The sequence below is a fragment of the Helicobacter sp. NHP19-003 genome (assembly GCF_019703305.1).
Classification (GTDB): domain Bacteria; phylum Campylobacterota; class Campylobacteria; order Campylobacterales; family Helicobacteraceae; genus Helicobacter; species Helicobacter gastrocanis.
In genome coordinates this window covers 1,061,998-1,076,157 of record NZ_AP024814.1, presented here as the reverse complement: position 1 = coordinate 1,076,157, position 14,160 = coordinate 1,061,998, and the positions used below count along the sequence as shown (strand labels likewise).

Genomic DNA, 14,160 nt, shown 5'->3' with positions numbered 1-14,160 from the left:
TAACTCCTTAAAGTTTGCCACCACGCTCCCTAAAAACACTCTAAGGCGGGGCGTGTGTGATTTTGCATAAAGCAAGTGTCTATTCTAGCGTGAAAAGAATAAAGACAAAATTAAGCCACGCACCCGATGGAGGTGCGCTTCAAGGGCTTGTTTAGCGACAAACGGGGGCTTTAGGCGTGGGGGTGTCCGCCGTGTCCGTGGGGATGCTCGCTATGCACGCTTGCGCCATGCGGATTTGCCCCGTGAGGGTGTCCTTTGGTGTGGGGATTGCCCTTCGCCCCGACATAAGAGATGTGCCCGTGTGCATCAATGTCATAAGCCTGCCCGAAACCTTTGACAAAGCGCCCTTTGACAAACTCTAATTTAATCAAATGGAAGTCCTGCATGTGGCGGATGGTTTCTAAGCCCCGTCCTTTGCCGTGTTTGGCCAAGAAGTTGTCATACACGCGGTCAAACTCCTCGCCCCTTTCAATGAAGTGCAATTTTGTCCTATAACGCAAACGGCGGCGTAAAATGGGCGATTTTGCGCTTGCTTCGTCCTCTAAGAACATGATTTCTACATTGTCTGGGTGTGCCTTAAGGCTTTTGAAATGCTCGGCGACCTCGCTCACATAAATGTAAAAATGTTTATGCCCCTCGTGCTCATCAAAGAGAAGTGCGCTGTAAGAGCAAATGACTTCATTTTCGGAGCTAAGGCTGGCGATGCACACGCTGCTAAAGCTGTCTCTAAATTTTTCTAAATCCTCTTGTACGCCCTTGATGTCTGTGGTTTGTGGGATGGACTTGCAAAGCTCGATGATCGCGTCCTTGATGTCCTTCATCTCAGCCACTTTAGCGGGGTAGTCGATCTTTTGGATTTGCTCTTGTGCCCCCTCTTTGATTTTGTAGGCGATCTCGATAAACTCTGTTGTGGCGTTTTTTAAATGCACATCCACTGCATCCTTGATTTGTCCGAATTTGGCAAGCAAGGCTTCCATGTCTTTCACATGGTTTTCGTTCATGTGTTTTAGGATAAACTGCAAATCCATATAAAACTCCTTGTTTTTATTAAAAGGCGCACCATTATAACACTCTAAAGTTAATGAAATCTTATTTTTAGTTAATAATGAGAATATAAGGGGTGTTTTTAGGTTTTTTGGTAACTTTTTACGCCACACACAAGCGCAAGTACAAAAATGTTACAATGCGTTTTTTTAGTCATGTTTTAATGGCGTTTTTAGGGCTTTGTCTTGAGGGCTTGGCGTTTGCTGTGCTGTGGCTGTGCCCTATCGCATCACATCAACAAAATAAAGGGGTGTCTATGTTGGTCGCATTTTATAAGGGTGTGGGGGGGGCTGTACTTGCCCTCACAATGGCGGTCGGGGTTTGCCATGCCAAGAGCCAAGCGGACGAGTACTATGAACTGGCAAAATCCCACCACAAGCACAACGACTATAACCAATCCCTCATTTACTGGAAAAAGCTCGTTAAAATGGGGGATTCTCGGGGGTATAATGGACTGGGCTACATGTATAATTACGGCTATGGCGTGGCGAAAGACTACGCAAAAGCCCTAGATTATTACAAAAAAGCCGCAGACATGGGGAGTGCTAAGGCGTACAACAATCTAGGGATCATGTACGCCAAGAGCGAGGGGGTCTTAAAAGATTATTCTAAAGCCTTGCAATGTTTCCAAAAGGCCGCCAAGATGGGGGATAATGGGGCTTACAACAATCTAGGCACGATGTATAAAAGGGGCTATGGGGTTAGCAAAGACTACGCCAAAGCCCTAGAATACTTCCAAAGAGCCGCCAAGATGGGGAGTGCTCAGGCTGATTACAATTTAGGCATGATGTATCAAGATGGCGAGGGGGTTGCTAAGGATAGCGTTAAAGCGGTGCAATACCTCCAAAAAGCCGTGAAATTGGGGTATGGTGCGGGTTACCTCGGGCTAGGCATGGCGTATGCTAAGGGGGAGGGCGTTACCAAGGACTATGCAAAAGCTTTGGAATACTTCCAAAAAGCCGCAAACGCGGGCAGTGCTGGGGCTTATTTCAACTTGGGCATCGCCTACACCAACGGCTATGGCGTGGCTAAAGACACAAACAAGGCTTTGGCGTATTACAAAAAAGCTTGTGGCCTAGGCAATGGCAAGGGGTGTAAAGCCCTCAAACAACTCGCCCCCACTAAGGCAGATTGATGATAGGGCTTGTTTAGGCGAGTGACAAATCTTTAAATTTTTGCATGGCCTTTTGTTTGTGATTGACACGCCGTTGTGGTGCCCTAGAATTAACGAACTTTGTTGGAATACGCCCAAGTACTAGCTCGATCAAGTCCACCAAGGTATCCAAGCGTATTGTGTGTAAAATGAAGGGTTAATGGATACAAGGAATTTGGTATGATTCTCAATGGCTCTATTTCGGATATCTTGGCACAAATAGAAGACTCTAGCTTTGATCTCATCATCACTTCACCCCCTTATAATGTGGGCAAGGACTATGAAAAGACCAAGAGTTTAAACGCCTATTTAAGAGAGTTTGAACCTGTGTTAAAAGAGCTAAAAAGGGTACTTAAAGAGAGGGGGAGTGTGGCGTGGCAAGTGGGTAATTTTGTCAAAGATAAAGAAATCTATCCCTTAGACATTTGTTTTTATCCCTTATTTAAAGATTTGGGCTTTAGACTGAGAAACCGCATCATTTGGAAATTTGGGCATGGTTTGCACTCCAAGCTTAGATTTAGTGGCCGCTATGAAAGCATTTTGTGGTTTAGTAAGAGCGATTCTTACACCTTTAATTTAGACAGCGTGCGTGTCCCCGCCAAATATCCGGGCAAGCGCCACTTTAAGGGAGCTAAAAAAGGACAGCTCTCGGGCAACCCAAGGGGCAAGAATCCGGCAGATGTGTGGGAGATTGTGGCTAAAGATTGGGAATGCCAAATTTGGGACATTGTCAATGTCAAAAGCAACCATGTGGAAAAGACCGCCCACCCTTGCCAATTCCCCATAGAATTGGTTGATCGCCTAATTTTAGCTTTAAGCAATCCAGGGGAGCGTGTTTTAGATCCCTTTGGAGGTGTAGGCACAACCCTAATCAGTGCGCTTAAAAATGGTAGGAAAGCCCTCTGTGTAGAAAAAGAAGAGCTGTATTGCCAAATCGCTAGAGAGAGGGTGTTGGATTTTTTTAAAGATACGCTTAAATGGCGTGAAATGGATCAAGAAATTTACACCCCCAAAAACGACAGCGTAGCACGCATACCAGAGGAGTGGCGCGGATTGGGGGTTTATTGAAAATTGCATATTTGCACTCCCATTTAAATGGCTGGGAGTTTTTACAAGTCCATCACCTTAATTTGTGGCAAGAGATACAGAGCGTTATCTTTGGTGTTGATGCCCATGCGTGCCAAACAAAAGTTTCTAAAGAGAAGGGTAGGCAGGGCGATCGCTTATTTTCTCCCGTAGAAATCAACAAGGCTTTTAAGGCTTCTTAAATGCTTCGGGTTGGCTAGAAAATAGGCAAAACCTAAAAATACCAAGTGTGCGACACAAAAAAGCTGTAATTACGCACAAATCGAGAGCCTAGCTCGGTGTCAAAGGGGAATTTAAACCCAAATTCAAAAGACACATCGTGGTAGAGAATCACTGTCTGGAAACGGATGCCCACTTGTCCCAAGAGCCTAAAATAAGTCCCCTTAAATGAAAAACTTGTGAAAGATCGGTAATTTTCCACAAAGAAATTTTGCGAAAATTCAGAAGTCGTCCAAGTGTTGCCAGCCAACATCATTCCATAAAAAAGCCCCCAAACATTGAGTGGGTTTTTGTTGTACTCAATCAGCAAATCTGCCCCAACCCCATAGGTAAACATGTTTGTTTCAACCTTGCCTCTAGGGTCTAAGATCACATATCCATAGTCCAAAAAGCCATAATAGCGGGTGTAAAACCAACGATCTAAGGGGTTGTATTCGTAGCCATAGACAATGCTTGCCCCTTCAATGGTGCGCACATTTTTAACGGGAGTGCCGTTTGCTTGGTAGGTGTAAAATTGCATTTGCCCCACTTGGTATTGGCTAAGCAAGAAAGTACGGCTTTTAGCGGCTTGCAGTGGGGGGCACAAAGCACCGAAAACACCCACCGCAAGGGCGAAGCCACATTTTAAATTGAGAATGGGGGAGTCCTTACACCGTTAGTAATTGTGGTTGAGAGGCGAGGCGAGATTGTCCTCGTGGTTGGTCCAGTTTTGGAGAATGTTGCTGTTTTGGGGGGTGTAGAGTGGACCTGTGCCTTGTGTGGCTTCCTGAACGGCGTTTTCCTCATCCACAATGCGGTCGATTTTATCAGTCGTTTTGGCATCGTCAATCCTGTGATCCAAACCGGATTCTATGCTGTTGTTTTGGTTACCTTTAACGGGAGTCATTTTGTTGAGAGCCTCGGGATCAGCATCTTTGGCTTGATTCACAACTTCAGCGTCCGCGGGTTTGGCTTTTTGGCTAGAAGTTTTGCTTGTGTCCTTGCACGCTTGCAAGCCAAGCGCCCCCATTACAGCTAAAACCGAAAATCCTAAAAAGCGTAAGAGCTTGGAGTTCATCCACTTCCTTTTTGGGCTATAATAACCATGCTTTATTAAATCTAAGTTAAAGATTATGCCATGTTGCAGACAAAAATAGGAGGGATTCACCCTAATTTGGATTTGGGTGTAGGTTTACCTTTAGCCCATTTTTTAGAGATCATTTTAAATCCCCCCAAAGCCTACACCCCCTACAACTTGCTAGATGCTTTAGAGCCGGAGGCCGTGGGCTGTGTAGAAGTGGAGTATATCAGCACACACACGGGTAAAGTCTTAAAAATCCACACTCAAGTTAAGGCAACAAAGCAGGTTTTAGAGATCGTTTGTTTCAACCACACCCCCTACCATCTTAAGATTTTCACCCAAAAAAGCTATTTTGTCTATGGCAAGTTAAGCCTAAGCCCCTACAACAACGCCCTGCAGATGCTAAACCCCAAAATCATAGACAAGCCAAACACCATCGCGCTGCGTTTTGACAAGGATTGTAAAAAACTCCCAGCCTTTCTTAGGCAAGACCAATACAAAACCTACCTTGACTTTTGCCTAGCCACACTCACGCCCCAAAATTTAGAAAAGCTCGTCAGTTTAGGCGTGCCTTTACAAGTGGTGCAACACATCAGCGAAATCTTTCACCCCAGCATAGACTTTGCCCTAGCCCACAACGCCCATAAGGGTTTTTGCCTGCCCCACCTGCAAGCCCTGAAATACATAGAGGCTTTGGCGTATATGTGTGCCCTAAGCTCCAAGACTTTTGACTTCCCCGCCAAGTTTAGCCAGCACGCCAACACACGGGCGTTGGCCGAGTTTGTCAACAACCTGCCCTTTGCGCTCACCAACGACCAACAAAGGGCGATTGAGAGCATTAAGCACGACATGCAAGGCTTAAGAGCCACAAAACGGCTTGTGATGGGTGATGTGGGTTGTGGCAAAACGATGGTGATCTTAGCCAGCGTTGCTCTGTGCGCCCCTTATAAAAGCCTTCTTATGGCACCCACAAGCATTTTGGCTAAACAAATTTACACAGAAGCCCTAAAATACTTACCCCAAAGCATTAAACCCCTATTGCTTTTAGGTGGCGCAAATGGCAAACAAAAAGAGACCTTCAGTGAAGCGGATTTCATTGTCGGCACAACCGCCTTGCTCTACGCTCCCCTAGACACTTCTAAGGTGGCTTTGGTGATCAGCGATGAGCAACACCGTTTTGGCACAAAGCAACGCCATGCCTTACAAACCCTAGCCACACAAGCCGGCGGCAGCAAACCCCATTACTTGCAATTCTCCGCCACGCCCATTCCCCGAACTTTAGCGATGATGGAGGCTAAATTCATCGCCACAAGCTTTTTAAAGGACAAGCCCTACACAAAGGACATCCAAACCCGCATTGTGGATAAACCCCAATTCAACGCCCTTTTAACCCACATTAAAGCTGAAATTGGGGAGGGCAAACAAGTGGCGGTCATTTACCCCCTAGTGGAGGAGAGCGAAAGCATGGACTATCTCTCTTTAAAAGAGGGCACACCCTATTGGCAAAAACGCTTTGAAAATGTCTTTGTGGTGAGCGGTAAGGACAATGACAAAGAGGACATCATGGAGGGCTTTGCCAAAGGGGGGCAGCTTTTGCTCGCCACGACTTTAATTGAAGTGGGAATCAGCCTACCCAAACTCTCCACCATCGTGATTGTGGGGCCCGAACGCTTGGGTCTAGCAACTTTACATCAGCTAAGGGGCAGGGTGGCAAGGCTTGGGGGCAAAGGCTATTGCTATCTTTTCACCCACCAGCCCACAAACCCTAGGCTACACAACTTTAGCCAAACACTTGATGGCTTTGAGATTGCGAATTTAGATTTAAAATACCGCCGTTCAGGGGATTTATTGGAGGGGACACAACAGAGTGGAGATGCCTTTAATTTTTTAGATTTAAGCCAAGATTCGTCCTTAATTGAAGAAGTGAGCGCACTTTTTAGCCCTACAGCTTGAAAACCAAAAAGGATATTAAATTAAACTCTATTCATATAATCTGTGCTATAATTTAGATTTATGTGATATTTTTACGAAGGAGAACACATGGATGTAGGCATCCAACAGGGCTATGCTGGCAGTGCTTCAGTGTCGGCTATGGCCAAAACTTCCGCTGAGTACGACTATTCAATCGCCCGGTTATTCATCATTGCCATGATCACCTTTGGGGTCATTGGGATGTTGATTGGGGTGGTTTTAGCGTTTCAGCTAGCCTTCCCTAAGCTCAACTATATTCTAGGGGAATACAGCATTTTTGGGCGTTTGCGCCCCGTACACACCAATGGCGTGATTTATGGCTTCACTTTGGGCGGGATTTGGGCAAGTTGGTATTATTTTGGACAAAGGGTCTTAAAAATTACCTACCACGACTACCCATTTTTAAAAGTGGTGGGCTATTTGCATTTTTGGATTTGGATTTTAACCTTAATCTTAGGTGTGGTGAGCTTGCTGGGCGGGATCACACAGAGCAAAGAATACGCCGAACTTGCATGGCCTTTAGACATTTTAGTCGTGGTAGTGTGGGTGCTTTGGGGCATTAGCATGTTTGGGAGCATGGGGGTTAGACGCGAAAACACGATCTATGTTTCGCTTTGGTACTACATTGCAACCTATGTGGGCATCGCTGTGCTCTATATCTTCAACAACCTTTCCATCCCCACTTATTTAGTCGCCCACACAGGTAGCCTTTGGCATTCTATTTCTATGTATGCCGGCAGTAACGATGCTTTGGTGCAGTGGTGGTGGGGGCATAATGCGGTGGCGTTTGTGTTCACTAGCGGGGTGATTGGTACGATTTATTACTTCTTGCCTAAAGAAAGCGGACAGCCTATCTTCTCTTACAAGCTCACCTTGTTTTCCTTTTGGAGCTTGATGTTTGTTTATATTTGGGCGGGTGGACACCACTTGATCTACTCTACGGTGCCCGATTGGGTACAAACCCTATCTTCCGTGTTTTCCGTGATTTTAATCATCCCTTCATGGGGTACAGCCATCAACATGCTCTTAACCCTAAGAGGGCAATGGCACCAGCTCAAAGAGTCGCCTTTGATTAAATTCTTAGTCTTGGCGAGCACTTTCTACATGCTCTCTACTTTAGAGGGCTCCATTCAAGCGATCCGCTCGGTCAATGCCCTAGCGCACTTCACCGATTGGATCATCGGGCATGTGCATGACGGCGTGCTCGGTTGGGTGGGCTTTACGCTCATTGCAGCGGTTTATCACATGGTGCCCCGTGTGTTTAAACGCGAAATTTATTCAGCTAAACTCATGGATGTGCAGTTCTGGCTGATGACTCTAGGCATCGTGCTTTACTTCTCCTCTATGTGGATTGCAGGGATCACACAAGGCATGATGTGGCGCGATGTAGATCAATACGGCAACTTGGTGTATCAATTTGTAGACACCGTGCGGGTGTTGATCCCCTATTATGTGATCCGTGGCTTTGGTGGTACTTTGTATCTCGTGGGCTTTTTCATCTTCCTTTACAATGTGTTGATGACCATCCAAAAAGGCAGAGTTTTAGAAAAAGAGCCCGCCTACGCTACACCCATGGGCATGCAATAAGGAGCACATATGTTTAGTTTTTTAGAAAAAAACCCTTTCTTTTTCACGCTCGCCTTTGTGGTCGCCTTTGCAGTGGCAGGCGTTGTGGAAATTTTGCCCAACTTCTTTAAGTCCGCCCGTCCCATTGAGGGGTTAAAGCCCTACAGCATTTTAGAAACCGCCGGGCGGCAGGTGTATATCAGCGAGGGGTGCTACAACTGCCACTCTCAGCTCATCCGCCCCTTTCAGGCGGAAGTACAACGCTATGGGGCTTATAGCCTAAGCGGAGAGTATGCCTACGATCGCCCCTTTTTGTGGGGGTCTCGGCGCATTGGTCCCGACTTGCACCGCGTGGGCGATGTACGCACCACAGCGTGGCATGAAAAACACATGCTAGAGCCCACCAGCGTGGTGCCCGGCAGCATCATGCCCGCCTACAAACACCTCTTTACAAAGGATGCGGACTTTGACACTGCTTTTGCCGAAGCCTACACCCAAAAAGAGGTCTTTAAAGTCCCCTATGACAAACCCGGTGGCGTGCAACTAGGCGATATACAAGAGGCCAAGAAGCTGTTCTTAGAGGAAGCTAAGGGCATTGTAGATCACATGCAAGACCCCGACATCAAAGCCGCCCTAAAAGAGGGCCGTGTGAAAGAAATTGTGGCTTTGATCGCCTATTTAAACAGCTTGGGGCAAGGGCGCATTGAAACTCCAAAAGTTAGTGCAAAGGGGCAATAAATGGACATCGACACCTTAAGAGGCTTTGCCTACGCTTTTTTCACGGTCTTGTTCACGCTCTTTTTATATTTTTACATCATATCTATGTATGTCAAAGACAAAAAGGGGATCACGGATTACGAACGCTACAGCCAGTTGGCCCTGCAAGATGAGCTAACAGATGCGCCCATTGAACCCCGGCACTTATCCCATAAGAAAGGCTAGACATGGATATTTTAAAGGATCACATTAATTTGTTCGCATTGGTGGCCGCCCTTGTGATTTTGGTCGCCACGCTTAGCATGAGCTCCTCTCTATTCAAAGCGATGCGTGAAAGCAAGGCAGATGGCGAACTTTATGGGGGCAAGGACCACAGCTATGATGGCATCGGGGAGTTTCTCAACAACATCCCCATGGGTTGGGTGATCAGCTTTTTGGTTTTTATTGTGTGGGGGCTTTGGTACATCTTTGTAGGTTACCCTATGTCTGGTTACTCACAAATCGGAGAGTATAACAAAGAACTCGCCGCTTATAACAAAAACTTTGAAGCCCGTTGGCAAAATCTCAAAGAAAAAGACCTAGAGCAAATGGGGCAGGGCATTTTCTTGGTACAATGCTCGCAATGCCACGGTTTAGAAGCCACGGGGCTTAACAACACCGCTAGAAACCTTGCCAAATGGGGCAAGGAAGCGGGCATTGAAGAGGTGGTGAATCAAGGCTCTGTGGGCTTGAATTACCAAGCCGGCGAGATGCCCCCTATGGGTTTGAGTGCTGAGGACGCTAAAGCGGTGGCTAGCTATGTGATGGCAGACATCTCGGCCTTGCGCCATACCAAATACCCCGACTTAGTCAAAAAGGGAGAGGCGATTTTCCAAAGCAGCTGTGTGGGTTGCCACGGAGCGGATGGCAAGGGGCAGGGGGGTATGGCAGCGGATTTAACCCACTATGGTACTCCAACCCTTTTACAAGAAGTGCTTGATAAAGGCAAAAAGGGGCATATCGGAGAGATGCCTAGCTTTGCTTACCGCCACTTCAGCCACACGCAAATCAAAGCATTGGCAACTTATATTCAATCCTTACAAGGAGATGAATGATGAACGGGTTATTTGGCTTAAATGGGATTTTAGGCAACCTCATCGTGGTGGTGGTGCTGTTGGTGGCGGTGGCGTTTTTTGGCCTTAAAGCCGTGCACATCCAGCAAGAAGAGTCCACGCATTACTACAAGCTAGACACCAAGAGCTTGCAAATGTTTGGCAACAAACACGAATTTTATCAAGTACACAAGGAGTAACGCATGTTTACAGGGATGGAGAAACTGCTTGGGTTGTTTCTAATCATTTTATTTGTCATCACGGTTGTGCTGTTCTTTGCTCGCCCCTTCCTCTTTGCTGTGTGAAGCTTTTTAAGGTTTGCCTACTCTTTGCTGGTTTTTTGCATGCCCAAAGTTTCGTGTTAGACAACGAGGCAGGGCATTTGGTCACCAAGAGTGCGGATTTGGTGCAAAAGGTGTCTAGCGAATTGTTTGACAAAACCGGGGTTTCCCTTGTACTGTTTTTAAAGGACAGCCCAGACACCCTAGATAAAGCAGGGCGTTTGATTTACCAAAAAGCTAAATTAAGGGAGTTGCACCCCCCTTTCATCGCCCTTTTTGCCCATTTTGGGGCACAGAAAATCGACATTCTGTCTAACCCCAAGGATTTAATCCCCACAGATCAGATTTTTTTTGAGCGCATCGCCCCCTTTTTACCCAAAGAATGGGGCAAGGACATGGCCAAAAACAACGCCCGCTTTTCTTTTGCCCTACTCAATGGCTACACCTATATGGCCGATGCCATCGCGCGCAAGCACCACATTACCCTAGCAAGCAACATCAAAGAAGAGTACTCTAACAGCATAGTGAAGACCACACTCTATATTCTCTTATGCTCACTCTTGGCAATTTTCTTTTATGGTTACTTTTTTGGAGCAAGAAAACATGGAAACTAAAGAAAAAAACTATTGGCCACTAGGCATTTTGTCTATCCTGTTCATCGGTTTGGGTTTGGTCGTGGCCTTGGTGGTCGTGGCGATCAAATACACCCCCCAAAACGACAATTCTTATTTACACCAGCACACCTACACAGACAGCCACATCAATGGCATGCTCTCCACTTACAGTGCCTTTAGGCAGGCCTACAGTCTTGAACTCGTGAATGGCAACCAAAAACTCGAACCGCTTTTTCCTTTTTACATCAACCAAAATACCCCCTTGCTTTGGCTCTCCAACCAGCACAATAACCTAAGCCTACAAGTACAACACAAAGACCCCAAAGCCCCCACTTTAAGCTTTAGTGTGTCGGTGTTAAGGACAAAGCAAAAACCCTTAATTTTAGGCAACATTGCGTGTGAAACCCAAGAGAAAGAACGCATCTGTCAGCTCCCTCCTTTTAATCTCCCCTTTAAAGGGCGTTACCAAGTTATGGTGAAGATCAATTTTAAAGGAAAAGAACTCCCTCTCATCCAACCTGCCTTTGTGCGCTAGAGTAGAGCTAAAAAGCTAGCCACGCCCTAAAGAGCACGACAAACACTTTAGAGCCGTGCACTAAAAAGTGAAGGCGTAGTTGACATACCACGAATAGAGCCGGCGCAAGTAGATCGTGCCGTCATTTTTGGTTTGCAAGAAGGGGTTAGAGCGCAACATGGGGAACTTGATGCCCGCTTCAATGCTGCTGTGCTTTAAGATACGCAACCTACCGCCCACATTGAAGAGGAACTGAAAGCCCGTGGCTTTTTTACTGACATCCATGTATTTCATGGCGACATCGGTGATGTTGGGCGTGGCTAAAATCCAAGAGTTACCGGCAAGTTGTATGCCCCCAATCACACCCAAAGCCATCATTTTATTGCTGATGACATTGACGATCAAATCCGCCCCTCCGCCATAGGTGAGCATGTTGGGTTGCACGGGCTTGTTGCTCCCCACGACTTGCTGCAAAATGCCCATGACATTGATCGAACATTGGGGCATGCCTCCAGCGGGCAAGCCCCCGCCGGGGGCAGCACCAGCATGTCCGGGAACACCCCCGGGAATTGGTACCCCAGCTGGCAAGCCATTGGGCATTTGACAATTGATGGGGTTGCCCCCTGAGGCATCTTTATTGGCAAACTCAATGCCTTGTGTGTGGGCGTAATCAAAGAAACCATAAACTTTAAAGCCGAAGTATTTATTGGCAAACATTTGGTAACCGATTTGCAGGCCAAAGCCTTTTAAATTAGCTGTTGTGGCATCTTTACCATTTTTACTTGTGCTGTATTGTGCCTTGCCTTGTTGGTAACCGCCCTCAAGAAAAATGCCGCTTTCTTCAGCATTGACACCCGAAAAACCGAGCAGAGCGGGCAAGATCACCAAAGAATACTTAGAGGAACGCATGCAAACTCCTTTTGTTTAAGTTTTATATCGGTTATAGACTTTTAAACTATAGCGCAAGCCCCAAAAGCGATCTTAAATCCCTCAAAAAGGCGGAGTTTATATTTTTTTAACATTTTTTGTGTTACCATCATAAGGGTTTTTTTGGTTTCTGCAAGGCATTAATCCTTGTCTATCTGTAGGGGTGCTCGTGTTAAACCGTCTGTCTGTTTTCTTACACTTGATTTCTTTAATGGGGTTTTTGGGGGCACAGGTTTTTACCCCCAAAGACAAAGCCAGTTTACAAAACCTTTTAAAAAACCCCAAAATCTCCCTTAGTCAAATCAACACCCACCATATCAAAGACATGAGCTATCTATTTTGTTTGCAAGGCCCTTTGGTCAAAAAGGGGATTTGCACGCCCTATCGGGAGGACTTTAGTGGGATTGGCAAATGGGATGTGAGCCATGTGGAGAACATGGAGGGCATGTTCATGAACCAAATGCACTTCAACGAGCCCTTGCGCCATTGGAACACCGCGCGGGTGAAAAACTTTAGTTATATGTTTGCCAACGCCGCCCGATTTAACCAACCGATCGATGCTTGGAACACCTCTAGCGGGGTGGATTTTAGCTATATGTTTTACCATGCTAAAGTTTTTAACCAGCCTTTATCCCACTGGAATCGCACCGCCACCAGCACTCCTAGAAACTTTAGTTATATGTTTGCCAACGCCACGCATTTTAAACAAAACATCAGTCAATGGAACTTGGCCAAAGCGAACACACAGGGGATTTTCTTAGGCACGCCCTTAGAGGGCACAACAATACAAACAAACCCCCCACGAACCCTACAAACCCAAAGCACAAGCACAATCCAAGACACACCCCAAAGCAAAAAAACACAAAACGCAACACTAGCCTCCGGCGAAACACGGCTAGTTGCACCCCCAAATATCCTAAAGTACTTACACTACCCACAGACCAAAGCCGAGCTCATCGCCTTAATCAACAACCCTCAAATTTCTCTAGCCAGCATAGACACAAGCCTCATTGAGGACATGAGCTATTTATTTTGCGATAAGGGCAACACCTACACTCGCCTCAAGCAACTCCCCATTAAAAACGGCACACTGTGGGCAAAACAAGACAAAGAGTACAACCAAATCCTAAGCCTGTTTGATAATTGCCAAACCAGCAGTAACCGCACCGACCTAGCCGGCATTGAAACTTGGGATGTGAGCCATGTGAAAAACATGGAGGCGATGTTTATGGGGCGGGTTGTCAATGTCCCCTTGGGCAGTTGGGATACAAGCGGAGCTACAAACATGAAGGGCATGTTTGCCTTTGCGTCCTTCAATCAGCCCCTGGATGATTGGGAGATGCAAAGGGTGCAAGACACCAGCTTTATGTTTTACGCATGTCGGGACTTCAATCAAGACTTAAATAATTGGGATGTGGAATCTGTGCGCAACATGAGCTATATGTTTAGCCTCACTTACGACTTCAACGGCGACATCACTCGCTGGAAGCTTACCAACACCACGAATTTACAGGGCATGTTTAAATACGCCACAGCCTTTAACCGCCCCATTGGGACTTGGGATGTGAGCCATGTAGAAAACATGGCCTATCTTTTTTATGGAGCTTTTAGTTTTAACCAACCCTTAAACACATGGAACACCGACCATGTTACCGACATGCGTAAAATGTTTTTCTATGCCAAGAGTTTTAACTATCCTTTGAATCATTGGGACACCCACCATGTCCGCAACATGTACCAAATGTTTGCCTATGCCAAGAGCTTCAATCAAGATTTGAGTAGTTGGGATCTACACCAGGCCGACACCCGTTGCATGTTTTTCCACGCCACTAAAATGCACTCCCCCTCGCCTAAAGCTTTTTTTAAAGGTGCTGGTAGTTGTGGTTAACTTAAGCTACAATCCCCGCAGAAAATCGC

General features: G+C 46.3%; 15 protein-coding genes and 1 pseudogene. 12 read left to right on the top strand and 4 right to left on the bottom strand.

Going from position 1 to position 14,160, the window contains the following annotated elements; translation table 11 throughout:
* Positions 1–170: 170 nt before the first annotated feature.
* Complete coding sequence (locus tag K6J72_RS05600) at positions 171–1,028, bottom strand: HugZ family heme oxygenase (RefSeq protein ID WP_221279139.1); 858 nt, start codon at positions 1,026–1,028, stop codon at positions 171–173.
* 272 nt (positions 1,029–1,300) lie between these two features.
* Here K6J72_RS05600 and K6J72_RS05595 point away from each other — a divergent pair, with 272 nt between their 5' ends.
* The 3 genes and pseudogenes from K6J72_RS05595 to K6J72_RS05585 all read left to right on the top strand — a co-directional run.
* Positions 1,301–2,179, top strand: coding sequence for a tetratricopeptide repeat protein (locus K6J72_RS05595; RefSeq protein ID WP_260320536.1), 879 nt, complete (start codon positions 1,301–1,303; stop codon positions 2,177–2,179).
* Between the two features lie 198 nt (positions 2,180–2,377).
* Positions 2,378–3,265 (top strand): DNA-methyltransferase, encoded by an 888-nt coding sequence (locus K6J72_RS05590; protein WP_221279138.1) that lies wholly within the window; start codon positions 2,378–2,380, stop codon positions 3,263–3,265.
* Positions 3,262–3,494, top strand: a pseudogene (locus tag K6J72_RS05585) (BglII/BstYI family type II restriction endonuclease); the annotation flags it as partial. The gene K6J72_RS05590 and the pseudogene K6J72_RS05585, both read left to right, overlap by 4 nt.
* 3 nt (positions 3,495–3,497) lie before the next feature.
* On the opposite strand, the gene K6J72_RS05580 reads toward K6J72_RS05585, so the two are convergent.
* Positions 3,498–4,106 carry an outer membrane protein gene (locus K6J72_RS05580; RefSeq protein WP_260320535.1) on the bottom strand — a complete coding sequence of 203 codons (609 nt, stop codon included), beginning with the start codon at positions 4,104–4,106 and terminating at the stop codon, positions 3,498–3,500.
* 51 nt (positions 4,107–4,157) lie between these two features.
* Positions 4,158–4,559: a hypothetical protein gene (locus K6J72_RS05575; RefSeq protein WP_221279137.1), complete on the bottom strand. Its 402-nt coding sequence runs from the start codon at positions 4,557–4,559 to the stop codon at positions 4,158–4,160.
* Positions 4,560–4,619: 60 nt separating this feature from the next.
* Here K6J72_RS05575 and recG point away from each other — a divergent pair, with 60 nt between their 5' ends.
* From recG to K6J72_RS05535, 8 genes are all read left to right on the top strand, one after another.
* Entirely contained in the window at positions 4,620–6,515 is a 1,896-nt protein-coding gene (gene recG, locus K6J72_RS05570) for an ATP-dependent DNA helicase RecG (RefSeq protein ID WP_221279136.1), read from the top strand.
* A gap of 138 nt (positions 6,516–6,653) precedes the next feature.
* Positions 6,654–8,120, top strand: coding sequence for a cytochrome-c oxidase, cbb3-type subunit I (ccoN, locus tag K6J72_RS05565; RefSeq protein WP_221281149.1), 1,467 nt, complete (start codon positions 6,654–6,656; stop codon positions 8,118–8,120).
* Between the two features lie 9 nt (positions 8,121–8,129).
* Positions 8,130–8,837: a cytochrome-c oxidase, cbb3-type subunit II gene (gene ccoO, locus K6J72_RS05560; protein WP_221279135.1), complete on the top strand. Its 708-nt coding sequence runs from the start codon at positions 8,130–8,132 to the stop codon at positions 8,835–8,837.
* Positions 8,838–9,041 carry a cytochrome c oxidase, cbb3-type, CcoQ subunit gene (locus K6J72_RS05555; protein ID WP_221279134.1) on the top strand — a complete coding sequence of 68 codons (204 nt, stop codon included), beginning with the start codon at positions 8,838–8,840 and terminating at the stop codon, positions 9,039–9,041.
* Between the two features lie 2 nt (positions 9,042–9,043).
* Positions 9,044–9,910 (top strand): cytochrome-c oxidase, cbb3-type subunit III, encoded by an 867-nt coding sequence (ccoP, locus tag K6J72_RS05550; protein WP_221279133.1) that lies wholly within the window; start codon positions 9,044–9,046, stop codon positions 9,908–9,910.
* Complete coding sequence (locus K6J72_RS05545) at positions 9,910–10,107, top strand: DUF4006 family protein (protein WP_260320534.1); 198 nt, start codon at positions 9,910–9,912, stop codon at positions 10,105–10,107. The genes ccoP and K6J72_RS05545 overlap by 1 nt, the downstream gene beginning before the upstream one ends.
* Before the next feature lie 158 nt (positions 10,108–10,265).
* Complete coding sequence (locus tag K6J72_RS05540) at positions 10,266–10,802, top strand: hypothetical protein (RefSeq protein ID WP_260320533.1); 537 nt, start codon at positions 10,266–10,268, stop codon at positions 10,800–10,802.
* Entirely contained in the window at positions 10,792–11,337 is a 546-nt protein-coding gene (locus K6J72_RS05535) for a hypothetical protein (RefSeq protein WP_221279130.1), read from the top strand. The genes K6J72_RS05540 and K6J72_RS05535 overlap by 11 nt, the downstream gene beginning before the upstream one ends.
* A gap of 60 nt (positions 11,338–11,397) precedes the next feature.
* On the opposite strand, the gene K6J72_RS05530 is transcribed toward K6J72_RS05535, so the two are convergent.
* Positions 11,398–12,225, bottom strand: coding sequence for an outer membrane protein (locus K6J72_RS05530; RefSeq protein WP_221279129.1), 828 nt, complete (start codon positions 12,223–12,225; stop codon positions 11,398–11,400).
* 187 nt (positions 12,226–12,412) lie between these two features.
* Here K6J72_RS05530 and K6J72_RS05525 point away from each other — a divergent pair, with 187 nt between their 5' ends.
* Positions 12,413–14,131 (top strand): BspA family leucine-rich repeat surface protein, encoded by a 1,719-nt coding sequence (locus K6J72_RS05525; protein WP_260320532.1) that lies wholly within the window; start codon positions 12,413–12,415, stop codon positions 14,129–14,131.
* Positions 14,132–14,160: the final 29 nt, after the last annotated feature.